General features: G+C 36.8%; 34 protein-coding genes. 3 read left to right on the forward strand and 31 right to left on the reverse strand.

Annotated elements, in window-relative coordinates; all coding sequences use genetic code 11:
• Nucleotides 1-69: 69 nt before the first annotated feature.
• From rpsK to rpsL, 30 genes are all read right to left on the reverse strand, one after another.
• Nucleotides 70-459, reverse strand: a complete 390-nt coding sequence (gene rpsK, locus ACKU4N_RS17670; RefSeq protein WP_096428425.1) for a 30S ribosomal protein S11 — start codon at nt 457-459, stop codon at nt 70-72.
• A 10-nt stretch (nt 460-469) separates the two neighbouring features.
• On the reverse strand, nt 470-847 hold the full coding sequence (gene rpsM / locus ACKU4N_RS17675; protein ID WP_101308173.1) for a 30S ribosomal protein S13: 378 nt from the start codon (nt 845-847) through the stop codon (nt 470-472).
• A gap of 36 nt (nt 848-883) precedes the next feature.
• Nucleotides 884-1,000 carry a type B 50S ribosomal protein L36 gene (gene ykgO, locus ACKU4N_RS17680; protein ID WP_101259629.1) on the reverse strand — a complete coding sequence of 39 codons (117 nt, stop codon included), beginning with the start codon at nt 998-1,000 and terminating at the stop codon, nt 884-886.
• 11 nt (nt 1,001-1,011) lie between these two features.
• A complete protein-coding gene (gene infA, locus ACKU4N_RS17685; RefSeq protein WP_054714084.1) occupies nt 1,012-1,233 on the reverse strand; it encodes a translation initiation factor IF-1 in 222 nt (73 codons plus the stop codon).
• A gap of 17 nt (nt 1,234-1,250) precedes the next feature.
• Nucleotides 1,251-2,018: a type I methionyl aminopeptidase gene (map, locus tag ACKU4N_RS17690; RefSeq protein WP_321318647.1), complete on the reverse strand. Its 768-nt coding sequence runs from the start codon at nt 2,016-2,018 to the stop codon at nt 1,251-1,253.
• Nucleotides 2,019-2,039: 21 nt separating this feature from the next.
• Nucleotides 2,040-3,383, reverse strand: a complete 1,344-nt coding sequence (gene secY, locus ACKU4N_RS17695) for a preprotein translocase subunit SecY (protein WP_321318650.1) — start codon at nt 3,381-3,383, stop codon at nt 2,040-2,042.
• Nucleotides 3,384-3,391: 8 nt separating this feature from the next.
• Nucleotides 3,392-3,838 (reverse strand): 50S ribosomal protein L15, encoded by a 447-nt coding sequence (gene rplO / locus ACKU4N_RS17700; RefSeq protein ID WP_321318652.1) that lies wholly within the window; start codon nt 3,836-3,838, stop codon nt 3,392-3,394.
• Between the two features lie 29 nt (nt 3,839-3,867).
• Nucleotides 3,868-4,044, reverse strand: coding sequence for a 50S ribosomal protein L30 (gene rpmD, locus ACKU4N_RS17705; RefSeq protein ID WP_101259633.1), 177 nt, complete (start codon nt 4,042-4,044; stop codon nt 3,868-3,870).
• A gap of 11 nt (nt 4,045-4,055) precedes the next feature.
• On the reverse strand, nt 4,056-4,568 hold the full coding sequence (gene rpsE / locus ACKU4N_RS17710; RefSeq protein ID WP_101259634.1) for a 30S ribosomal protein S5: 513 nt from the start codon (nt 4,566-4,568) through the stop codon (nt 4,056-4,058).
• Between the two features lie 5 nt (nt 4,569-4,573).
• The gene (rplR, locus tag ACKU4N_RS17715) at nt 4,574-4,930 is read right to left on the reverse strand and encodes a 50S ribosomal protein L18 (protein WP_101308169.1); all 357 of its coding nucleotides are present in this window, start codon (nt 4,928-4,930) and stop codon (nt 4,574-4,576) included.
• A 19-nt stretch (nt 4,931-4,949) separates the two neighbouring features.
• Complete coding sequence (rplF, locus tag ACKU4N_RS17720; RefSeq protein WP_321318660.1) at nt 4,950-5,504, reverse strand: 50S ribosomal protein L6; 555 nt, start codon at nt 5,502-5,504, stop codon at nt 4,950-4,952.
• A 15-nt stretch (nt 5,505-5,519) separates the two neighbouring features.
• The gene (gene rpsH, locus ACKU4N_RS17725; RefSeq protein WP_101308167.1) at nt 5,520-5,915 is read right to left on the reverse strand and encodes a 30S ribosomal protein S8; all 396 of its coding nucleotides are present in this window, start codon (nt 5,913-5,915) and stop codon (nt 5,520-5,522) included.
• Between the two features lie 72 nt (nt 5,916-5,987).
• Nucleotides 5,988-6,257: a 30S ribosomal protein S14 gene (gene rpsN, locus ACKU4N_RS17730; RefSeq protein ID WP_101308166.1), complete on the reverse strand. Its 270-nt coding sequence runs from the start codon at nt 6,255-6,257 to the stop codon at nt 5,988-5,990.
• 4 nt (nt 6,258-6,261) lie between these two features.
• Nucleotides 6,262-6,816, reverse strand: a complete 555-nt coding sequence (gene rplE, locus ACKU4N_RS17735) for a 50S ribosomal protein L5 (RefSeq protein ID WP_321318670.1) — start codon at nt 6,814-6,816, stop codon at nt 6,262-6,264.
• Complete coding sequence (gene rplX / locus ACKU4N_RS17740) at nt 6,816-7,139, reverse strand: 50S ribosomal protein L24 (RefSeq protein WP_101259640.1); 324 nt, start codon at nt 7,137-7,139, stop codon at nt 6,816-6,818. The genes rplE and rplX overlap by 1 nt, the downstream gene beginning before the upstream one ends.
• Nucleotides 7,140-7,158: 19 nt before the next feature.
• Nucleotides 7,159-7,524, reverse strand: a complete 366-nt coding sequence (gene rplN, locus ACKU4N_RS17745; RefSeq protein WP_321318672.1) for a 50S ribosomal protein L14 — start codon at nt 7,522-7,524, stop codon at nt 7,159-7,161.
• Nucleotides 7,525-7,526: 2 nt separating this feature from the next.
• Nucleotides 7,527-7,784, reverse strand: coding sequence for a 30S ribosomal protein S17 (rpsQ, locus tag ACKU4N_RS17750; protein WP_370877216.1), 258 nt, complete (start codon nt 7,782-7,784; stop codon nt 7,527-7,529).
• A 3-nt stretch (nt 7,785-7,787) separates the two neighbouring features.
• Nucleotides 7,788-7,985, reverse strand: coding sequence for a 50S ribosomal protein L29 (gene rpmC / locus ACKU4N_RS17755; protein WP_289529122.1), 198 nt, complete (start codon nt 7,983-7,985; stop codon nt 7,788-7,790).
• Nucleotides 7,986-7,987: 2 nt separating this feature from the next.
• Nucleotides 7,988-8,419, reverse strand: coding sequence for a 50S ribosomal protein L16 (gene rplP / locus ACKU4N_RS17760; protein ID WP_101308161.1), 432 nt, complete (start codon nt 8,417-8,419; stop codon nt 7,988-7,990).
• A 26-nt stretch (nt 8,420-8,445) separates the two neighbouring features.
• Nucleotides 8,446-9,156: a 30S ribosomal protein S3 gene (gene rpsC / locus ACKU4N_RS17765; protein ID WP_321318678.1), complete on the reverse strand. Its 711-nt coding sequence runs from the start codon at nt 9,154-9,156 to the stop codon at nt 8,446-8,448.
• 5 nt (nt 9,157-9,161) lie between these two features.
• The gene (rplV, locus tag ACKU4N_RS17770; RefSeq protein ID WP_101259646.1) at nt 9,162-9,581 is read right to left on the reverse strand and encodes a 50S ribosomal protein L22; all 420 of its coding nucleotides are present in this window, start codon (nt 9,579-9,581) and stop codon (nt 9,162-9,164) included.
• 40 nt (nt 9,582-9,621) lie between these two features.
• Nucleotides 9,622-9,891: a 30S ribosomal protein S19 gene (rpsS, locus tag ACKU4N_RS17775; protein WP_101308159.1), complete on the reverse strand. Its 270-nt coding sequence runs from the start codon at nt 9,889-9,891 to the stop codon at nt 9,622-9,624.
• A gap of 18 nt (nt 9,892-9,909) precedes the next feature.
• Nucleotides 9,910-10,734 carry a 50S ribosomal protein L2 gene (gene rplB / locus ACKU4N_RS17780; RefSeq protein ID WP_101308158.1) on the reverse strand — a complete coding sequence of 275 codons (825 nt, stop codon included), beginning with the start codon at nt 10,732-10,734 and terminating at the stop codon, nt 9,910-9,912.
• Between the two features lie 7 nt (nt 10,735-10,741).
• On the reverse strand, nt 10,742-11,032 hold the full coding sequence (gene rplW / locus ACKU4N_RS17785) for a 50S ribosomal protein L23 (RefSeq protein WP_321318681.1): 291 nt from the start codon (nt 11,030-11,032) through the stop codon (nt 10,742-10,744).
• A gap of 9 nt (nt 11,033-11,041) precedes the next feature.
• Nucleotides 11,042-11,674, reverse strand: coding sequence for a 50S ribosomal protein L4 (gene rplD / locus ACKU4N_RS17790; RefSeq protein ID WP_289529123.1), 633 nt, complete (start codon nt 11,672-11,674; stop codon nt 11,042-11,044).
• Entirely contained in the window at nt 11,674-12,291 is a 618-nt protein-coding gene (gene rplC / locus ACKU4N_RS17795) for a 50S ribosomal protein L3 (protein WP_321318683.1), read from the reverse strand. The genes rplD and rplC overlap by 1 nt, the downstream gene beginning before the upstream one ends.
• A gap of 37 nt (nt 12,292-12,328) precedes the next feature.
• Entirely contained in the window at nt 12,329-12,634 is a 306-nt protein-coding gene (rpsJ, locus tag ACKU4N_RS17800) for a 30S ribosomal protein S10 (protein ID WP_096428449.1), read from the reverse strand.
• A 24-nt stretch (nt 12,635-12,658) separates the two neighbouring features.
• Nucleotides 12,659-14,773: an elongation factor G gene (gene fusA / locus ACKU4N_RS17805; protein WP_321318686.1), complete on the reverse strand. Its 2,115-nt coding sequence runs from the start codon at nt 14,771-14,773 to the stop codon at nt 12,659-12,661.
• A gap of 26 nt (nt 14,774-14,799) precedes the next feature.
• Nucleotides 14,800-15,276, reverse strand: coding sequence for a 30S ribosomal protein S7 (gene rpsG, locus ACKU4N_RS17810; protein ID WP_124992442.1), 477 nt, complete (start codon nt 15,274-15,276; stop codon nt 14,800-14,802).
• A 129-nt stretch (nt 15,277-15,405) separates the two neighbouring features.
• A complete protein-coding gene (gene rpsL / locus ACKU4N_RS17815; protein WP_101259654.1) occupies nt 15,406-15,786 on the reverse strand; it encodes a 30S ribosomal protein S12 in 381 nt (126 codons plus the stop codon).
• A 407-nt stretch (nt 15,787-16,193) separates the two neighbouring features.
• Here rpsL and ACKU4N_RS17820 point away from each other — a divergent pair, with 407 nt between their 5' ends.
• Nucleotides 16,194-18,350: an elongation factor G2 gene (locus ACKU4N_RS17820; protein ID WP_321318691.1), complete on the forward strand. Its 2,157-nt coding sequence runs from the start codon at nt 16,194-16,196 to the stop codon at nt 18,348-18,350.
• Between the two features lie 56 nt (nt 18,351-18,406).
• Here ACKU4N_RS17820 and ACKU4N_RS17825 read toward each other — a convergent pair whose 3' ends face one another.
• The gene (locus tag ACKU4N_RS17825) at nt 18,407-19,744 is read right to left on the reverse strand and encodes a T9SS type B sorting domain-containing protein (protein WP_321318692.1); all 1,338 of its coding nucleotides are present in this window, start codon (nt 19,742-19,744) and stop codon (nt 18,407-18,409) included.
• A 293-nt stretch (nt 19,745-20,037) separates the two neighbouring features.
• On the opposite strand from ACKU4N_RS17825, the gene ACKU4N_RS17830 reads away from it, so the two are divergent.
• Both ACKU4N_RS17830 and ACKU4N_RS17835 read left to right on the forward strand, forming a co-directional pair.
• Nucleotides 20,038-22,356 carry an ATP-dependent helicase gene (locus ACKU4N_RS17830; protein ID WP_321318694.1) on the forward strand — a complete coding sequence of 773 codons (2,319 nt, stop codon included), beginning with the start codon at nt 20,038-20,040 and terminating at the stop codon, nt 22,354-22,356.
• A 269-nt stretch (nt 22,357-22,625) separates the two neighbouring features.
• Nucleotides 22,626-23,270 carry a DUF4290 domain-containing protein gene (locus ACKU4N_RS17835; RefSeq protein WP_321318696.1) on the forward strand — a complete coding sequence of 215 codons (645 nt, stop codon included), beginning with the start codon at nt 22,626-22,628 and terminating at the stop codon, nt 23,268-23,270.
• Nucleotides 23,271-23,332 lie beyond the last annotated feature (62 nt).

A 23,332-nucleotide genomic window follows, 5' to 3' on the forward strand; every position in this document is an offset into this window, starting at 1 on the left:
TATAAAAGTGCCGCGTTTTTAGAGAGGATATCAATAAAACTAATTCAAAATCTTAAATAGCATTTTTTATTAAACTCTACGTCTCTTAGGAGGACGACATCCGTTGTGTGGTAATGGAGTAACATCTACGATTTCCGCAATGTCGATTCCACATGAATTGATCGCACGAATAGCCGATTCACGACCATTTCCCGGACCTTTTACATATACTTTCACTTTTCTTAATCCAAGATCATGAGCAACTTTTCCACAGTCTGTTGCAGCTTGCTGGGCAGCATAAGGAGTGTTCTTTTTAGAACCTCTAAAACCCATTTTACCCGCTGAAGACCAAGAAATAACCTGTCCTGTGCTATTGGTTAAGGAAATGATAATATTGTTAAAAGATGAATGGATATGCGCCTGTCCAACAGGTTCAATTTTTACTACCCTCTTTTTAACTGATACTGACTTTTTTGCCATAACTTAACGATTATTTAGTCGCTTTCTTTTTGTTTGCAACTGTTTTTCTCTTACCTTTTCTAGTACGTGAGTTGTTTTTGGTTCTTTGACCACGTACTGGTAATCCAATACGGTGACGAATACCACGATAACAACCAATATCCATCAAACGCTTAATATTCAGTTGATTTAAAGAACGTAATTCACCCTCAACTTTTAAATTAGCATTAATCGCTTGACGAATACGATTAGACTCATCATCAGTCCAATCTTTTACTTGCTTATCGTAAGAAACTTCTGCTTCATCCAAAATCTGACGAGCAGCACTTCTACCGATACCGTAGATATAAGTCAAGCTAATTATCCCTCTTTTATTTTGAGGCAAATCAACTCCAACAATTCTAGCCATAAATTAAAATATTTATCTATTACAAAGTTTACTAAATTATCCTTGACGTTGCTTGAACTTAGGATTCTTCTTATTAATCACATACAAACGTCCTTTTCTTCTAACGATCTTACAATCATCAGAACGTTTCTTTACAGATGCTCTTACCTTCATTATTATTGAATTTAATTTTTATATCTAAAAGTAATGCGCCCTTTAGTAAGATCATAAGGTGACATTTCTACCTTTACCTTATCACCAGGCAAGATCTTAATGTAGTGCATTCTCATCTTACCGGAAATGTGAGCTGTTATCACATGTCCATTTTCTAGTTCTACACGAAACATAGCATTAGATAATGCTTCGGTAATTGTACCATCTTGTTCTATTGAAGGCTGTTTAGCCATAAGCTCATTAAATTTTATTAGTTTATATCTTCAATAAATTCAAAACTGGATAAGATCTGAGCTTTTCCCTTTCGAACTACCACAGTATGTTCAAAATGTGCTGAAGGTTTACCATCAGCAGTAACAATTGCCCATCCATCATTATCTTGGTAAATATCTCTTTTCCCCAGATTAAACATCGGTTCAATTGCCACAACCAGTCCTTCTCTCAATTTCAATCCACGTCCTTTTTTTCCATAATTCGGAACTTGTGGATCTTCATGAAGATTTTTCCCAATTCCGTGTCCTACCATTTCTCGAACTACAGAAACTGAATTCTGCTCTGCATGCTTTTGAATAGCAAAACCTATGTCGCCCAAATGATTACCTTCGATAGCCTGCTCTACTCCTTTGTAAAGAGCCTCTTTGGTAACCTTCAACAGTTGCTGAACATCAGGAGTTACTGACCCTACAGTAAATGTATAAGCCGAATCGCCATAAAAACCATTCAACAAAACACCACAATCACAGGAAACAATATCTCCTTCTTTCAGCTCATAGCTAGATGGAATTCCATGAACAACCTGACTGTTTATTGAAACACATAAGGTATTCGGGAATCCATCGTAACCAAGAAACCCTGGTTTACCGCCATTGTCTCTTATGTACTCCTCTGCGATTTGATCCAATCTCAAAGTTGATATTCCAGGGGCTATTTCTTTCGATATTACACCTAAAGTTTTTGCCACCAGCAAGTTGCTCATTTTAAGCCACTCTATCTCTTCCTCTGTTTTGTAAAAAATCATTGCAAAGAAAGCAAAAATATTTTAATAAGCAGCAGCTCCTCCCGGAGATTTACCTTTTATTCTACCAGACTTCATTAATCCATCATAGTGACGCATCAAAAGATGACTCTCGATTTGCTGTAAAGTATCCAATACAACTCCCACTAAAATCAATAAAGAAGTACCACCATAAAAATGTGCAAATTGATTATTTACTCCGGCAATCATTGCGAATGCAGGCAAAATTGCAACCAAACCTAAAAATATAGATCCAGGCAAAGTAATTCTAGACATTACAGTATCTAAAAAATCGATTGTTTTCTTACCAGGCTTAATTCCCGGAATAAATCCACCGTTCTTTTTCATATCCTCGGCCATTTGCGTTGGATTTACTGTAATTGCAGTATAGAAATAAGTAAATAATACAATCATTACAAAGAATAAAGCATTGTAGTAAAATCCGGTAAAATTGGATAAAGCTGCAGCTACTCCAGTTAACGCATCAGAACTGGCATAGTTAACAAACGCCATTGGTAAAAACATAATTGCCTGAGCAAAAATGATTGGCATTACACCAGCAGCATTCACTTTTAAAGGAATGTACTGGCGAACCCCACCATATTGTTTGTTTCCTACGATTCGTTTTGCATACTGTACAGGTATCTTTCTTGTTCCCTGAACTAACAAAATTGTGGCTGCAAAAACAAGAAATAAAACTACGATTTCTAAAACCAATAGAATTAAACCTCCTCCTTGACCTTCAATTTTTGAAAGCAATTCCGCAAAGAATGAGAATGGCAATCTTGCAATAATACCGATCATAATAATGATAGAGATTCCGTTACCAATTCCTTTATCAGTAATTTTTTCTCCCAACCACATAATAAACATCGATCCTGCAGCAAGAATCATCACAGAAGACACTGTAAATAATGTACCTTTAAGAATAAAGGCTGTTTCAGGCAGTTGTGAATGTAAGTTTAATAGATATCCAGGTGCTTGAAGTACAAGAATAATGACCGTTAAATACCTTGTAATCTGATTGATTTTTCGACGACCGCTTTCACCCTCTTTTTGTAACTTCTGAAAATAAGGAACCGCAATTCCCATTAACTGAATTACAATAGAAGCTGAGATATAAGGCATGATTCCTAAAGCGAAGATTGATGCATTCGAAAATGCTCCTCCTGAAAACATATCTAATAATCCCAAAACTCCGTCTTGAGTTTGCGTTTTTAACGCGCCTAACTGTGCAGGGTCAACCCCTGGCAAAACAACCATGGTACCTAAACGATACACTAACACAAGACCGAGAGTAGTTAAGATTCTAGATCTTAAATCCTCAATCTTCCAGATGTTCTTCAATGTTTCTATTAAACCTTTCATATCTAAACTTACAATTTAACAACTGTTCCTTCGACTGCTTCAATCGCGGCAATAGCCGATTTTGAGAATGCGTGAGCTTTAATTTCCAGCTTCGCAGTAATAGTTCCATGTCCTAAAATCTTAACATTGTCGTTCTTTGACACCATACCTGCTGCCATCAAAACTTCTTTGTCGATTGTAGTAATGTTATTTTTTTCTGCTAAGGCCTGTAAAACTTCAACATTAATAGCTTTGTATTCTTTTCTATTAACGTTTTTAAATCCAAACTTAGGAACTCTTCGTTGTAAAGGCATTTGACCACCTTCGAAACCAACTTTTTTAGAGTATCCAGATCTTGACTTCGCACCCTTATGTCCTCTGGTTGAAGTACCACCTCTACCAGATCCTTGTCCGCGACCTATTCTTTTCGAAGTCTTAGTAGATCCTTCTGCGGGTTTTAAGTTACTTAAGTCCATATCTATTTAATACTAAATATTAACAATGATTATTCTTCAACGGAAACAAGGTGTTGTACTTTAGCCACCATACCTTTAATTTGAGGTGTAGCTTCATGTTCAACAGTTGCATTGATCTTATTTAATCCCAATGCTTCCAAGGTTTTCTTTTGGCGATCAGTGCTTCCAATTTTGCTCTTTACCTGAGTAATTTTAATCTTAGCCATTTCCTTATTTCTTAACCGTTAAACACTTTATCTAATGATACACCTCTGTGTTCAGCAACGGTATGAGCATCTCTTAATTCAGCTAATGCACCAATAGTCGCTTTTACAAGGTTATGTGGGTTTGATGAGCCTTTTGATTTAGCAAGTACATCAGTTACACCAACACTTTCCAATACAGCACGCATAGCACCACCAGCTTTTACCCCGGTACCATGAGAAGCAGGCTTAATGAAAACCTCTGCTCCGCCAAATCGTGAAAGTTGTTCATGAGGAATAGTTCCTTTGTAAACCGGCACTTTAATTAAATTTTTCTTAGCTGCATCAACACCTTTTGAAATAGCAGTAGTTACTTCGTTTGCTTTACCAAGTCCCCAACCTACTAATCCATTTTCATTTCCTACAACAACAATTGCAGAAAAGCTGAAGGTTCTACCCCCTTTTGTTACTTTCGTAACACGATTAATAGCTACAAGCCTATCTTTAAGATCTGCATCGCTAGTTTTAATGTTTTTATTATCTGCCATAATTATTAAAATTTAAGGCCACTATTACGAGCAGCGTCCGCTAAAGATTTAATTCTACCATGGTATAGATAACCATTTCTATCGAATACAACACTAGTGATACCGGCTGCAACAGCTTTTTCAGCAATTGCTTTACCTACTAGCTCAGCTTGTTCAAGCTTAGTTGTAGTTTTCTCAGCGATTTCTTTAATCAAAGAGGAAGTTGCAACTATAGTTTGTCCTGATAAATCATCAATAATTTGTACTGAAATCTGCTTGTTAGAGCGAAAAACTGACATTCTAGGTCTTTCAGCAGTTCCAGCAATTGACTTACGAATTCTTCTTTTAATTCTAAGTCTTCTATCTTGCTTAGTTAAAGCCATAATTTACTGTTTTAAGAAATTATTTACCCGCAGATTTACCAGCTTTTCTTCTTAGCTGTTCACCAACAAATTTAACACCCTTACCTTTATATGGCTCAGGTTTTCTGAATGATCTGATTTTAGCAGCAACCTGACCAATAAGTTGTTTATCACAACTCTCTAATGTAATGATTGGGTTTGCACGCTTTTCAGTTACAGCGGTAACATTTACCTCTGGAGCAATTTCCATGTGGATAAGGTGAGAATACCCTAAAGCTAATTCCAAAATCTGACCATTTGAAGTAGCACGGAATCCAACACCAACAAGTTCTTGCTGCAATTTGTAACCTTCAGAAACACCAAATACCATGTTGTTCATCAACGAGCGATACAGGCCATGCATGGCTTTGTGTCTTTTTTGCTCTGATGGACGTTCCAATACCACTGTATTTTCTTCAACAGATACATTGATGTCAACATCAATTTGTTGTGTTAATTCACCTTTAGGCCCTTTAACTGTTACTGAATTATCTTTATTCACCGTTACGCTTACTCCTGCAGGCAAATTGATAGGTAATTTTCCAATTCGTGACATTTCTATCCTCCTTTATTAATAAACGTAACACAATATTTCGCCACCAACGTTTTTCTGACGAGCTTCCTTATCAGTCATTACTCCTTGCGAAGTAGAGAGAATTGCAATTCCCAAACCGTTTAGTACACGTGGTAATTCAGCTGCTCCGCAATATTTTCTCAAACCAGGCTTACTTACCCTTTTAAGATTTTTGATTGCGGAAATTTTTGTCTCCGGATTGTATTTCAAAGCAATTTTAATTGTGCCTTGAACTCCATCATCAACAAACTTGTAATTAAGGATATAACCTTTATCCTTAAGAATTTTTGTCATTTCTTTTTTCACGTTAGATGCAGGTACGTCAACCACTTTGTGATTGGCCATAATCCCGTTTCTTAGACGTGTAAGAAAATCTGCTATTGGATCTGTCATTTTAAAAAAATTAAATTGATCCCGATTGCTCGGGACAATATTTAACAAAATTGTTTTTACAAACTAATCTGCTTACCAACTTGCCTTCTTAATACCTGGAATTAATCCTGAAGAAGCCATTTCACGGAAAGTGATACGACTAATTCCGAATTGTCTCATGTATCCTTTAGGACGACCAGTAAGTTTACATCTGTTATGCAATCTTACAGGAGAAGAATTTTTTGGCAAACGACTAAGTCCGATGTAATCGCCTTCCTCCTTAAGTTGAGCTCTTTTTGCTGCGTATTTTTCAACAAGCTTTTGACGCTTAACTTCGCGAGCTTTCATTGATTCTTTAGCCATCGTCTTATTTTTTTAGGTTTTTAAATGGTAAGCCAAACTCCTTTAATAAAGCAAATGCTTCCTCATCAGTTTTAGCAGTTGTAACGAAGGTAATATTCATACCCATTATTTTGTTTACTTCATCCAAAATAATCTCCGGGAAAATAATTTGTTCTTCGATACCTAAGGTATAGTTTCCTCTACCATCAAGTTTACCGTTAATACCTTTAAAGTCACGGATACGTGGCAAAGCAACACGTACTAATTTTTCAAGAAATTCGTACATATGCTCGCGGCGTAAAGTTACAGTAGTACCAACCGGCATCCCTTTACGAAGCTTAAAGTTCGAAATATCTTTCGAAGAAAGAGTTTGAACTGCCTTCTGACCAGTAATAGCAGTCATTTCGTTCACCGAAAATTCCAAAATTTTCTTGTCAGCAATAGCCGAACCAACACCCTGATTAATTACTATCTTCGTTAATTTAGGTGCTTGCATTACAGATTTGTAGTTAAATTCCTTCATTAATGCAGGAATAACTTCTTCTGAATATTGTTTTTTAAGAGTAGGTATATAGCTCATTACTTAATCTCCTCCCCTGACTTTTTAGAATATCTAACTAATTTATTGTCATCACCCAAACGTCTACCAACACGGGTAGCCTTTCCGGTTGAAGCATCTTTCACATTCAAATTAGAAATGTGAATTCCTGCCTCTTTTTTAACAATACCGCCCTGAGGATTTTCAGCATTAGGTTTAGTATGTTTAGAAATCATATTAGCTCCTTCAACAATTGCTCGTTGCTTATCTACTAATACTTCTAATACTTTACCTTCCATACCTTTAGATTCCCCTGAGTTTACAATAACGGTATCACCTTTTTTAATATGTAACTTTTTTCGCATTGTTCTAGGTTTTCAAAGATTATAAAACTTCTGGTGCCAGAGAAACGATCTTCATATCAGTATCGCGCAATTCTCTTGCAACAGGTCCAAAAATACGGGTTCCTCTCATTTCACCAGCTGTATTCAATAATACACATGCGTTATCATCGAAGCGAATATAGGATCCGTCTGGTCTTCTAATCTCTTTTTTGGTGCGAACAACAACCGCTTTTGTAACTGTTCCTTTTTTCATATCGGAACCGGCTATAGCATTCTTTACGGTAACAACAATTTTGTCGCCAATCGAAGCATAACGCTTTTTAGTACCGCCCAACACACGGATACAAAGAACTTCTTTGGCTCCGCTGTTATCAGCAACTGTAAGTCTACTTTCTGTTTGTATCATGTTTACTTAGCTCTTTCAATAATTTCAACTAATCTCCAACTCTTATTTTTACTAATAGGTCGGGTTTCCATGATCTTTACGGTATCACCTTCATTACAGGTGTTTTCTTCGTCGTGAGCAGTGAATTTCTTCGACTTGTTCACAAACTTTCCGTAAATTGGGTGCTTCTCTTTGGTATGCACAACAATAGTTATGGATTTCTCCATTTTATTGCTTACCACAACCCCGATACGTTCTTTTCTAAGATTTCTTTCCATCACTTTTTACTTATCAGTTAATTGCCTGTGACGCAACTCAGTTACAAGTCTAGCAATGTTACGTCGGGTTACCTTTATTTGCAAAGGATTTTCCAAAGGTGAAATAGCGTGATTTAGCTTGAATCGAGTTAATGTAGATCTTTCAGTATCTACCTTTTCTACTATTTCCTGTGTTGTTAACTCTTTAATTTCTGAATTCTTCATGATTAATCATTTGAATTTTCAACATAATCACGTCTTACGACAAATTTGGTAGTTACAGGTAATTTTTGAGCCGCTAAGCGCAATGCTTCTTTAGCTACTTCGAAAGGTACCCCTTCACATTCGAATAACATTCTTCCTGGTGATACAGGAGCAACGAATCCTTCTGGTGAACCTTTACCCTTACCCATACGAACCTCTGCAGGTTTCTTAGTGATTGGTTTATCTGGAAAAATTCTAATCCAAATTTGACCTTGTCTTTGCATATATCGGGTTACTGCCACACGAGCAGCTTCAATTTGACGACCAGTGATCCACTTGGTTTCAAGTGATTTGATCCCAAAAGATCCGAATGCTAATTCAGTACCGCGACCGGCATTGCCTTTGATTCGTCCCTTTTGTTGTCTCCTAAATTTTGTCCTTTTTGGTTGTAACATCGTACTAATTCTTTAAAATTTAAAGACTACTTCTTTTTTCTTCTATTAAAACCACCTTTTGCTTTTGGAGCTCTTCCGTCACGCATTCCTGCGTTAGGAGTTAAGTCACGCTTACCGTAAACTTCACCTTTACAGATCCATACTTTGATACCTAGTAAACCGTAAGTTGTTAAAGCTTCGGCTAAACAATAATCGATATCAGCTCTCAAGGTGTGTAGTGGGGTACGTCCTTCTTTGTACATTTCAGCACGAGCCATTTCAGCTCCGTTCAAACGACCAGAAATCTGTATTTTAATTCCCTCTGCACCCATTCTCATAGTAGAAGCAATAGCCATCTTAATTGCACGACGATAGGCGATACGACCTTCGATTTGACGAGCAATATTATTAGCAACGATTACAGCATCCATTTCCGGACGCTTAATTTCAAAGATGTTAATTTGTACCTCTTTGTCAGTAATCTTCTTCAACTCTTCTTTCAGTTTATCTACTTCCTGACCACCTTTTCCGATAATAATACCAGGACGAGCAGTGTTAACAGTAATAGTAATTAACTTTAGAGTTCTTTCGATGATGATTTTAGAAATACTTGCTTTTGCTAAACGAGCATTTAGGTATTTTCTAATTTTGGTATCTTCAACAAGCTTATCGCCGTAGTTTTTTCCGCCAAACCAGTTAGAATCCCATCCTCTGATGATTCCTAGTCTATTTCCGATTGGATTTACTTTTTGTCCCATTCTAACTATTGTTTAGTACTATCGGCTTCAGCTGTTTTGCTGCCCAACAATATAGTTACATGATTTGATCTCTTCTTTATTCTATGTGCTCTTCCCTGAGGGGCAGGTCTAAGACGTTTAAGGATTCTCGCTGAATCAACGCTAATTTCTTTAACGTATAATGCGCTTTCCTCAATTCGTTGCCCTTCATTCTTAGCTTGCCAATTGGCAATAGCTGAAAGCAATAGTTTTTCTACGCGATTTGATGCCTCCTTCGGACTGAAACGAAGTACATCTAAAGCTCGGTTCACCTCCATACCTCTTACCATATCGGTAACAAGTCTCATTTTGCGAGGTGAAGTAGGAACATTTCTCAAGCTAGCAAATGCTTTGCTCTTGTTTTCCTCCTTTATTTGGTTTGCTTTTATTCTTTTTCTTGCACCCATTTTTACAAATTCAAAATGTTAATTAAAACCAATGACATGCTTATCGTTTTTTCTTGTCAGCATGTCCTCTAAAAGTACGAGTTGGTGCAAATTCACCTAATTTATGTCCTACCATGTTTTCAGTAACATAAACAGGAATGAATTTGTTTCCGTTGTGCACGGCGATCGTATGACCTACGAAATCCGGAGAGATCATTGAACGTCTTGACCAGGTTTTAACAACTGTTTTTTTCCCTGATTCGTTTTGTCCCAATACTCGTCTTTCCAGCTTGAAATCGATAAAAGGTCCTTTTTTTAATGAACGACTCATAACAATCTAATTATCAAATTATTTTTTCCTTCTTTCAACAATATACTTATTAGAAGCATTCTTCTTAGCTCTGGTTTTGAAACCTTTTGCTAAAACACCTGTTCTAGAACGTGGATGTCCACCTGAAGATTTACCTTCACCACCACCCATTGGGTGATCTACTGGATTCATTACCACACCACGAACTCTAGGTCTTCTTCCCAACCAACGAGTACGTCCAGCTTTACCACTTCTTTCTAACGCATGGTCAGTATTAGAAACAGTTCCGATGGTAGCCTTACAGGTTACAAGAATCATTCTAACTTCACTTGAAGGCAATTTGATAGATGCATACTTGCCATCTCGTGCTACGAGTTGAGCATATGCACCAGCGCTACGAGCCATCACTGCACCTTGAGAGGGTCTTAATTCAATATTATGAATTATTGTACCTAATGGGATATCAGATAATGGCATTGAATTTCCGATTTCAGGAGCTATTTTATTTCCAGAAAGCAAAGACTGACCAACTTCCAATCCATTTGGTGCGACGATGTAACGTTTCTCACCATCAGCATACACTAGCAAAGCTATGCGTGCAGTACGGTTTGGATCGTACTCAATCGAAACCACTTTGGCAGGAACGCCATCTTTGTCTCTTTTGAAATCAATAACTCGATATCTTCTTTTGTGACCACCACCTATATATCTCATTGTCATCTTACCGGAGTTATTTCTACCACCAGTTTTTTTCATTGGTCTTAACAATGATTTTTCAGGTTTGTCTGTAGTAACCTGCTCAAAGGTGTTAAGAATCTTATGCCTTTGACCAGGAGTTACAGGTCTTAATTTACGTACAGCCATTTTCTAATTAAATATTGCTATAAAAATCTATTTTATCCCCTTCAACTAAAGTAACGATCGCTTTCTTAAAAGAAGCAGTTCTTCCTTCAATTGCACCTGCTTTAGTAAAACGACTCTTTTTCTTACCTTGATAATTCATGGTATTAACAGCCGCTACCTTAACATTGTACATTGATTCTATTGCCTTTTTAATTTCGATCTTCTTCGCTCTGCGATCCACAACAAATCCAAAGCAATTTAATTTTTCGCTTTGGGCTGTCATCTTCTCGGTAACGATCGGTTTGATTAAAATTTCCATCTTTTAAACTTAATTTAGTTTAAACATTTCATCGAGCCCTTTTACGGAGCTCTCTACAAATAACAAAGTTGAAGCTTTCATAATATCGTAAGTTGCAAGGTCAGAAACACGTACAACTTCAACATTCTTCAAATTACGAGAAGACAAATATATGTTTTTATTGTCTTCGGCTAACACCAAAAGCACTTTTTTATCAGATACTTTCAGGTTTTTTTGAAGTTCAACAAAACTTTTTGTCTTAACAGCTTCAAAATTGAAATCTTCGATAATTAACAAACCATCATTTTGAGCTTTTAAACTTAAAGCTGACCGACGAGCTAATTGCTTTAATTTCTTATTCAATTTGAAACTATAGTTTCTTGGACGTGGACCGAATACTCGTCCTCCCCCTCTGAACACAGGCGATTTAATGCTACCCGCACGAGCTGTACCAGTACCTTTTTGTTTCTTTATCTTCTTAGTACTACCTGAGATCTCAGCTCTTTCTTTCGATTTGTGAGTTCCCTGACGTTGGTTAGCTAAATACTGCTTAACATCTAGGTAAATAGCGTGTTCGTTTGGTTCAATTGCAAAAACCGAGTCGTTCAACTCAATTTTTCTGCCTGTATCTTCTCCAGATTTATTTAAAATAGTTAATTCCATTACTTTTCAATAATTACGTATGAACCTTTAGACCCTGGAAGAGATCCTTTAACTAATAATAAGTTGTTCTCAGGAATAACCTTAAGAACCTGAAGGTTTTCCACCTTCACAGTGTCCCCACCCATACGTCCGGCCATTCTCATGCCTTTAAATACGCGAGCTGGGTAAGATGCAGCACCAATAGAACCTGGAGCACGTAAACGGTTATGCTGACCGTGGGTTTGTCCTCCTACTCCGCCAAAACCATGACGTTTCACTACCCCTTGAAAACCTTTACCTTTTGATATACCTGTGATATCTACGAAAGTAGACTCCTCAATAATATCAATTGTAATAACATCTCCTAACTTGTAATCAGCTCCGAAATCTCCGAACTCAACAAGTTTTTTCTTAGGGGTTGTGTTTGCCTTTTTAAAGTGCCCATCTAGCGCCTTCGTTGTTCGCTTTTCTTTCTTTTCGTCGAAAGCCAACTGAAGTGCTTCGTAACCATCAGTTTCAATAGTTTTGATCTGGGTTACAACACATGGACCTGCCTCAATGACAGTGCATGGAATATTTTTTCCCTCGGCACTGTAAACGGAAGTCATTCCGATTTTTTTTCCAATTAATCCTGGCATTTTTCTTTATTTTTTTAAAAATAAATCTAACAGTTTATCAAACTTTAATCTCTACTTCTACTCCACTAGGCAACTCTAGTTTCATCAGAGCATCAATTGTACTTGCAGTAGAACTGTAAATATCAATTAGACGTTTAAATGAAGAAAGTTGAAACTGCTCTCTTGATTTCTTGTTCACGAAAGTTGAACGAAGAACGGTAAAAATTCTTTTGTGAGTTGGAAGTGGAATAGGACCACTTACTACCGCACCTGTAGCCTTAACTGTCTTAACGATTTTCTCAGCTGAGTTATCAACCAAGTTGTGATCGTAAGATTTCAGTTTAATTCTAATTTTTTGGCTCATATTATTTAATATTATACGATAAAACTATAGTAATTCAACTTTACCCTTGGCTTTCTCAACCACTTCTTTTGCAATACCTTTTGGCACCTCAGCAAAATGATCAAATTCCATAGAAGAATTTGCCCGACCAGAAGATAAGGTTCTCAATACAGTAACGTATCCAAATTGTTCTGACAATGGTACTGTAGCATTTACAACACGTGCTCCATGCTTAGACTCCATTCCTTCAATCTGACCTCTACGCTTATTCAAGTCACCAATGATATCTCCCATGTATTCTTCAGGTGTGATAACTTCAATTTTCATGATTGGCTCAAGAAGTACTGGTTTCGCTTTAGCACAAGCTTCACGGTATCCTTGCTTAGCGGCCAATTCAAACGAAAGCTGATCAGAATCTACTGGATGGAAAGATCCGTCAAGCAACTCAACCTTTAATGAATCAACAGTATAACCTGCCAATACACCATTTTTCATTGCCTCTTTGAAACCTTTCTGTACAGATGGGATAAATTCCTTAGGGATATTACCACCTTTAACCTTGTCTACAAACTGTAGTCCTTCTCCTTCAAAATCTGCATCAACAGGAGATAGGTTGAAAATAATATCAGCAAATTTACCACGACCACCAGACTGCTTTTTAAATACCTGACGGTGATTAACAGTTCCGGTAATAGCTTCTTTGTATGCAACCTGAGGTGCTCCCTGATTACACTCTACTTTAAATTCACGCTTCAAACGGTCAACAATGATATCCAGGTGAAGTTCACCCATACCACTAATAACTGTTTGTCCTGATTCCTCATCAGTTTTCACATGGAAAGTTGGATCTTCTTCAGCTAATTTAGCCAATGCCATACCCATCTTATCAAGATCCTTCTGAGTTAAAGGCTCAATAGCAATACCAATTACCGGTTCTGGAAAATCCATCGATTCAAGCTCGATTGAAGTTTCTTTTTGACACAATGTATCACCAGTTCTGATATCTTTAAACCCAACGCATGCGCAAATATCACCAGCTTCTACACGATCAATAGCATTTTGCTTATTTGAGTGCATTTGATATAAACGTGAAATACGTTCTTTGTTACCTGTTCTAACATTATAAACGTAAGAACCTGCATCAATAGATCCAGAATACAAACGAGTAAAAGCCAAACGACCTACAAATGGGTCAGTAGCAATTTTAAATGCCAAAGCAGCCAAAGGCTCATCAACAGAAGGTTGTCTTGAAACAACTTCATCTGTTCCAGGAACTTTACCAACAATAGCATCAACATCTAAAGGAGATGGCAAGAATGTAATAACAGCATCCAACAAACGCTGAACACCTTTATTTTTAAATGCCGAACCACACAACATTGGAACAATGTCCATAGCGATAGTAGCCTTACGAATCACATCCAAAAGCTCTTGCTCTGTAATAGAATCCGGATCTTCGAAGAAACGCTCCATCAAATCCTCATCATGTACTGCAACAGCCTCAACAAGTGTTTCTCTCCACTCATTAGCTTCTTCAACTAAATAATCAGGAATATCCTCTAATGTATAATTAGTTCCGTTCTCATCATCATACCAAATAACAGCTTTCATTGCGATCAAATCAACCACACCTCTAAAGCTCTCTTCAGTTCCAATAGGAATTTGAACAGGAATTGGATTAGCCCCCAATTTCTCTCTTACTTCACGAACAGCTTTGTAAAAATCAGCACCTGAACGGTCCATTTTATTTACAAAACCCATACGTGGAACTTTATATTTATCAGCTTGTCTCCAAACTGTTTCTGATTGTGCCTCAACACCACCAACTGCACAGAAACATGCAACAGCACCATCCAAAACACGCAATGAACGCTCTACCTCTACAGTAAAATCAACGTGACCTGGAGTATCAATGATATTTACCTGATACTTTTCACTGTCGTAATTCCAAAAACAGGTTGTTGCAGCAGAAGTAATTGTAATACCTCTTTCTTGCTCTTGCTCCATCCAGTCCATTGTAGCCGCACCATCATGCACCTCACCAATTTTGTGAGAAACTCCGGTATAATACAAAATACGCTCAGTGGTAGTTGTTTTACCGGCGTCGATGTGCGCCATGATACCAATATTCCTGGTGAATTTTAAATCTCTCTTTGCCATATTCTTTTAGAATCGCTTAACAGTTATTAAAATCTAAAGTGAGCAAAAGCACGGTTAGCTTCAGCCATTCTATGTGTATCTTCTTTCTTCTTGTAAGCTCCACCTTCTTCGTTGTATCCGCCAAGAATTTCCGCAGACAATTTTTCAGCCATCGATTTACCAGATCTTTTGCGTGCAAAAAGAATCATACTTTTAATGGCGATTGAAACTTTTCTTTCAGGACGAATCTCTGTAGGAACTTGAAAAGTTGCTCCACCTACGCGTCGGCTCTTAACCTCTACTGCTGGAGTAATGTTTTCTAAAGCTTTTTTCCAAATCTCAAGTGGAGATTTCTCTAGCTTTTCTGTTTTCGTTTTAACGATTTCTAAAGCATCATAAAACACTTTAAAGGAAAGATTTTTCTTTCCGTCAACCATTAAGTCATTAACAAATCTTGTTACCAAAACGTCATTAAACTTTGGATCTGGTAATAAAATCCTCTTTTTTGGTCTTGACTTTCTCATTTTCTCTTAGTTTACGAGTTATCCGTTGTAGCTGCCTGGTTCAGTCTTCAAAAATCTCACGATCATTTACTCAACTTAATAGAGAACAACACATAAACATTAACTCACAGTTTTAAAAACTAGAATTAATTACTTTTTAGCTTTAGGTCTCTTTGTACCATACTTAGAACGACGTTGTTTACGACCTTCTACCCCTGAAGCATCCAGAGCACCACGAACAAGGTGATATCTTACTCCTGGAAGATCCTTTACACGACCACCTCTAATCAAAACGATCGAGTGTTCCTGTAAGTTGTGTCCTTCTCCTGGAATGTAAGCATTCACTTCTTTTCCGTTAGTCAATCTAACACGGGCTACTTTACGCATTGCCGAGTTAGGCTTCTTAGGTGTAGTCGTATACACACGAACACAAACCCCTCTCCTCTGTGGACAAGAATCCAATGCCGGAGCCTTGCTTTTATCGATAAGCTTGGTTCTTCCTTTTCTAACTAACTGTTGAATTGTAGGCATATTAACAATTACTTTTTTAATTAAATATTTTTAACAATTTGGTTTGCAAAGGTATTATTTATTTTATAAAATCAGCAATTCAGCCATGTAATTTTATAAAACCCCTTTAAATCAGCGCACAAAGGTAAGAAAAGCCTTTAGAAAAGACAAGTTATTCTCTATCAAAAAAATAAGCTGTTTACGTTTATTTTAAAAAGAGCCGTGCCTTCCAGTAAAATCAAGGAGTAGAAGTTAAAAATACAATCAAAATTTATGGATGTCAATTTTTTATGCCTCCGATCTCTTAATGTATATTGTATCTAACTAAAAAGTTAATTAATTTAGAAAACCTTATAAGTAAAAATGAGTTTTATCAACTTCAAACCCAAAATAAATACATTTTTTTCAAACCCAAAAAAAATACCATTATGAAAGTGTATCAATCAAATGAAATTAAAAACATCGCCCTCATTGGCAATGCCGGCTCGGGTAAAACTACCCTTGCTGAAGCAATGCTATTTGAAGGCGGTGTTATTACAAGACGCGGAAACGTGGAAGATAATAGCACCGTTTCTGATTACAACCCTGTAGAACACGAATATAAGAACTCTGTTTTTTCAACAGTTCTTTACACAGAGTGGTTAGGAAAGAAGATTAATTTTATAGATACTCCCGGCGCAGATGATTTTTCCGGAGGAGTTATTTCAGCCCTTAACGTTGTTGACACAGGCTTAATGCTTATTAATGCTGTAAATGGTGTTGAAGTAGGCACCGAAATTATAGGCCGCAGAGCCGCTGATTTAAATAAACCTTTGATATTTGTTATTAATCAACTCGATCATGACAAAGCTAATTTTGAGCTGTGCATTGAATCAGCCAAAACTAATTTTGGGAACAAAGTTTCAATCGTACAATATCCCGTAAACGTTGGCGTAAATTTTAATGCTCTTATTGATGTCCTAAAAATGAAAATGTACCAATGGGGGCCTGACGGAGGAGAACCGGAAATACTTCCAATACCGGACACTGAAATTGACAAGGCCAATGAACTGCACAATGAACTTGTTGAATCGGCCGCGGAAAATGATGAAGCGCTAATGGAACTTTATTTTGAAAAAGGGACTTTAACAGAAGATGAAATGAGAACCGGAATGAAAAAAGGAATGATCGCATGTGATTTCTTTCCTGTTTTCTGCGTTTCAGCGAAAAAAGATATGGGAGTGCGTCGCTTAATGGAATTCATTGGAAACATAGTTCCCTATGTAACAGAAATGCCTGCCATACCAACAGTGAGCGGAAGAGAAGCAAAATGCGACCCTAATGCCCCAACTTCAGCTTTCGTATTTAAAACATCTATAGAACCCCATATTGGAGAAGTAAGTTACTTTAAAGTTATATCAGGAAGAATTAAAGAAGGTGACGATTTAATCAATATTAATAACAACATAAAAGAAAGAGTTTCCCAACTGTATGTTATTGCAGGTCGAAACAGAGAGAGAGTTAGTGAGCTTGTTGCCGGCGATATCGGCGCAACTGTGAAATTGAAAAACACGAAAAACAATCATACATTAAATTGTAAAGATTGTGATTTTGTATACAAGGACATCAAATTTCCTGAACCAAAATACAGAACCGCAGTAAAAGCTAAAGATGATGCTGATGATGAAAAACTAGGAGAACTTCTACATAGAATGCACGAAGAAGACCCTACAATAACAATAGAATATTCAAAAGAACTAAAACAAATCATATTGCACGGACAGGGTGAATTCCATATGAATACCCTTAAATGGAGATTAAGTCATAACGATCATATTGAAATTGAGTTTCTAACTCCTAAAATTCCTTATCGAGAGACAATCACCAAACTTGCTCAGGCAGATTATCGCCACAAAAAACAATCCGGAGGATCTGGTCAATTTGGAGAAGTTCACATGATCATTGAACCATACACAGAAGGGATGCCTGATCCTGCAATGTACAAAATTGATGGGAAAGAAATGAAGGTAAACTTACGTAGCACTGATGTAACCAATTTAAGCTGGGGTGGGAAATTAGTTTTCTGCAACTGTATAGTTGGAGGTGCAATTGATACCCGCTTTCTTCCAGCCATTCAAAAAGGTATTATGGAAAAGATGGATGAAGGCCCGCTTACAGGATCATATGCCAGAGATATCCGAGTAGTTGTTTATGATGGTAAGATGCACGCAGTTGATTCCAATGAAATTTCATTTAGACTAGCAGGCCGACATGCTTTTAGCGCCGCTTTTAAAAATGCAGGACCTAAAATCCTTGAACCAATATATAATATTGAAGTATTGGTACCTGAAGACCGAATGGGTGATGTAATGAGCGATTTGCAATCTCGCCGTGCAATGATTATGGGCATGGAAGCTGAAAAAGGATTTCAAAAGATTCTAGCCAAAGTTCCTTTAAAGGAAATGAACAAATACTCTACTACGTTAAGTTCTTTAACCAGAGGCCGAGCTCAATTTACCATGAAGTTTGACACCTACGAAAAAGTTCCAAACGAAGTTCAGGTTGAACTTTTAGCAGCTTACCAAGAAGAAACTGCTGAAGCATAACAAAAAAAAGGCCTCATTCGAGGCCTTTTTCTATTTATACTTTATATCTCAATATCCTATTTTCTGATCAGCATAAAAGATCCTTTTTTAGTATATTTCTTTTTTTGTTCTTCTCTGCCCGTTGCTGTTATCACATAAAAGTAGGTTCCCGGAGTTGCCCACTTCCCGTTCAACTTTCCATTCCATCCACCATCAGGATCTCTCCATTCATAAATAACTTTTCCCCAACGATTAAATATTGTCGCACTAAAACTTTTTAGGGATTGCGATTTCACCCTAAAAATATCATTTCTACCATCTCCGTTAGGTGTAAAAACATTTGGAACCTGCACCAAAGAAGTATCCACTACAATTGGTGTTCCTTCTGTCTTTAAATAAAACTCATCAATACATGTTTCCGGCCCTTTATCTGAAGATACGATTAGTTTCACATAGTAGTTACCTGGATGTAAATAAGTGTAAGCAATAGGCCCCTCATCTGTAATTATTCCATCAACAAGAAGATTACTTTCAACAGTGGTGACATCTGCAACACGATCAAAATCCTGATAAAGGAACCATTCAAAATCATCAGCATTCACAGATTCGTTTCTGAACTCTACTTCCAAAGGAGCTTCGCCAGTCATCGGATCAACAGAAAATTCTGCTTTTACAACATATGTTTCAGAAGATATCATTGATGACACGTACTTATTTCCACACTCATCGGTAACTGTCATTAAATAATCTCTTTCACCTTCAAAAGCTTCACCATCAAAGAAACTCTTTACCGTGCCATCGTAATTCGCAAATGAGGTTCGCTGAACACTCTCACCATTAATACCCCCACGCTTTAATTCAAAAACATAGGTTGCAGGAAGTAATATTTCATTTATTGAAGGAATGTTCAGATATTTTAACTGGGCAACAACATAAGATGAACTAAAGAATACACCTGCGCAATCTACTCGCAAAAGACTAAAACTTGGTTGCTGAGAACTTACCAATCTATTTAACACCCAAGCCTGATCATTAAAAGAATTAACACCATTCGTAGCTTCAACTTTATACAATCCATTAGGCAAATTAGTCAATATTGATTCTGTAGAAGTATTAACCGAAGGAATCGATATTGCAAAAGAGCCTGTTCCAGAATCCCATTTTGTCCAGGTGAAAGTCCAGCCTGAAGTTCCATCATTAGAGACTGCTTTTAATTCGCCAGCGCCAGTACCTATATTGTCACAAAAAACAAAAACATCATCCTGTGGTGAACTCGTATACTGAGTTACCGAGCTATAACTTGCCGTTGATGCAGTAATCTGCGAGAAAATGGGATTAGACAAAATTGCAAACGTCACAAGAAGTGAATAGCGAAAAATGGTCATCGAATCTATTAAGCTGGACTTAATTCTCATAGTGATGTATGAATAGTTTTATGATATATCTGGAATTACAATATTAAAAAAATTAAGCCGTTTTTTCTATTATTAAACAATTATCTTTATTTTCAGAATACACACCAAGAGATAAACCGAACCAGCAAAAGACAACAGTAAGACCTCGAAAAACATCCCGCTACCAAACTGATTTACTTTGAATTAAACACCTTTTACGGATTTAATTCTGGAGTTATATTCAAAAAAAGAACGGAAATTACGGTTCAAATATTATTTTTGAGCTTCGAAATAATTGGAAAGACAAAAAGAGAATGGAATATTTAAATGAGTTAAATCCGGTACAACGAGAAGCCGTTGAGAATATTAATGGAGCATCACTGGTTATTGCCGGGGCCGGATCGGGCAAAACCAGGGTTTTAACCTATCGAATTGCCCATCTTCTAAATCATAAAATTCCTGCTTACTCTATTTTAGCTTTAACTTTTACCAATAAAGCGGCACGGGAAATGAAAGAGAGGATTGGGAATCTTGTCGATCAACAGCAGTCTCAATCGCTTTGGATGGGAACTTTTCACTCCATATTTTCGAAAATATTACGATACGAAGCCGAGCATTTGGGTTTTGATTCCAATTTTACGATTTACGACACTCAAGATTCACGCAATCTACTTAGAGCTATTGTCAGAGAGATGCAACTTGATGATAAAGTATATAAAGCAAATGAAGTTTTGAATCGCATTTCATCAGCAAAGAATAATTTGGTTACTGCAAATGCATACGCTCAAAATTCCAACATTCAAAAAATTGACTCGAGCAATCGCCGCCCACTAATTTTTGAAATTTACAAAAAATACAGCCAGCGATGCCGGCAAGCCAATGCAATGGATTTTGATGATCTTTTATTGCAAACCAATATCCTTTTTAAAACCAATCCGGAAATTTTAACCAAGTACCAAAACAAATTTAAATATGTTTTGGTTGATGAGTATCAGGATACCAATTACTCACAATATTTAATTGTAAAAAAGCTAGCCGAAAACCACAAAAACGTATGTGTTGTAGGTGATGACGCTCAGAGTATCTATTCATTTCGCGGTGCTAAAATTGAAAACATACTCAATTTCAAAAACGACTATCCAAATTACAAGCTTTATAAGTTAGAACAGAATTACAGATCGACACAAAATATTGTAAATGCTGCAAATAGTGTTATTCATAAAAACCGTGATCAGATAAAAAAAGTATCCTTTTCGGAAAACGAAGAAGGAGAAAAAATAAAAGTTGTTAAAGCTCTTACCGATCACGAAGAGGGATATATTGTTGCCAATGCAATTTACGAAGAAAGAATGCGTGAACATCTTCAATATCAGGATTTTGCAATTCTCTACAGAACCAATGCTCAATCGCGGATTTTCGAAGAATCCTTACGCAAACTAAATTTGCCCTATAAAATATATGGCGGACTTTCCTTTTATCAGAGAAAAGAAATCAAGGATTTGCTTTCCTATTTCCGCATGACGGTAAACCCTAATGATGAAGAAGCAATCAAAAGGGTGATTAACTATCCTAAAAGAGGAATTGGAGATACTACCGTTAGTAAACTGCAGGATGCTGCCACCCAAAACGAATGCAGTATCTGGGATGTGATTTGTGGTCTAAACCAAAGACCCTACGGAATCAACTCCGGAACCATCTCGAAACTGATGAAATTTGCAGCTTTAATCACTGATTTTCAAAAAAGAAAAGATACAGATTCAGCAATTGACTTAGCAAACCATATTGCGAAAACAACCGGTATTGTTCAGGATCTTTATAATGACCGATCGCCTGAAGGAGTCTCCCGGCATGAAAATATTCAGGAACTGTTAAACGGTATTCAGGAATTTACACAAAACTCATTGGAAGAAGGCAACGAATTGCAATTGGCCAATTATCTGGAAGATGTTGCACTCTTAACCGATCAGGACAAAGATAAGGATGAAGACCGGAACAAAGTGACCTTAATGACCATTCACTCGGCAAAAGGGCTTGAGTTTTCGCACCTGCATATCGTTGGATTGGAAGAGGATCTGTTTCCTTCACAGATGGCTACCAGTACACAGCAGGAATTAGAAGAGGAACGCAGGCTGTTTTATGTTGCACTAACCAGGGCAGAAACCAAAGTCACCCTATCGTTTGCCAAATCTAGATACAAATGGGGAAACATGAGTTATCCCCGACCAAGTCGTTTTATCAATGAAATTGATGAAAAATATATAGATCTTCAATATGAATCGGAGCCTGATTTTTCCGGAGTCAGAAACGAAAACTTTCACAGCAGCACCGATTCTGAAATCATAAGTCAACCAAAAAGATTCGAAGCAAAACAAAGTTTCTCAGCGAAACCAAAACTAAATCAACCCATTACCCGTAACAATACAAGTAGTAGTCAGGCTAATGACCCTAATTTTATCCCTTCCAATCCAGAACAGATACAATCAGGTATGATTGTAGAACATCAACGCTTTGGCAAAGGAAAAGTTTTGCAAATGGAAGGAAGCAAACCAAACATTAAAGCAACCGTATTTTTTCAAAATGTGGGCCAAAAACAGTTACTGCTAAAATTTGCAAAACTTAAAATTGTTGGATAAATACGCTAACTATTTGTATTAAAAGAAGAAATCTGTTACATTTGCCTTGAGTTCTAAGATTTTCTGTAATTGTTTAGTTCATAAAAAACAATTCATTAAAGCTTCTTTTCTACTTCGTTTAGTAAAACCAGTGAAATCTTAGATTCTTCAATAGTACTTATAACTATCTTCATTTTTTTTGTGCTATTGCATTGCATTCTGAACAGTTTGCCAAAATTACCTATCGTATAAAAAATAGTTATTACCAGATTAAAACAACAACAAAATAAATGGATTATAATTCAAGCAGGAAACATTTAATTCTTCCTGAATATGGACGGAATGTTCACAAAATGGTAGATTACGCCTTAACTGTTGAAGACAGGGCTCAGAGAAACCATGTGGTAAAAAGTATTATTGCCATTATGGGAAATATGTATCCTCACCTTAGAGATGTTAGTGATTTTAGACACAAACTGTGGGATCATATAGCCATCATGTCTGATTTTAATTTAGACATAGACTCTCCTTACGAAGCCCCTACAAGGGAAAAGTTAGCTGAAAAACCTGATCGACTGCCTTACAACACCAAAAGAATAAAGTACCGCCATTATGGACGCACTGTAGAAGCTTTGATTACAAAAGCCATCGAACTTGAAGATCCGAAGGAAAAAGATGCTCTCATAATAATGATTGCTAATCACATGAAAAAATCATTCCTTAATTGGAATAAAGACAGTGTTCCTGACGAAAAAATATTTAAAGACCTGATTGCATTATCAAAAGGGAAACTTGAAATTCCTGAACGATTAAAATTAGCTGAAGTAAAAGAACGGGAATTTGTTCAGAAAATTAAAAAGAAGAAAAATCCAAGAACTGATAATCGAAACGACAATAAAAACGATCATCGAAAGTTCAATAAACCAAGAGCATAAAAAAAACCGGTTCCATACCGGTTTTTTTTATGTCAATACCAATCATCTTTCACTTTCCCAAA

Source organism: Labilibaculum sp. (genome assembly GCF_963664555.1).
Classification (GTDB): domain Bacteria; phylum Bacteroidota; class Bacteroidia; order Bacteroidales; family Marinifilaceae; genus Labilibaculum.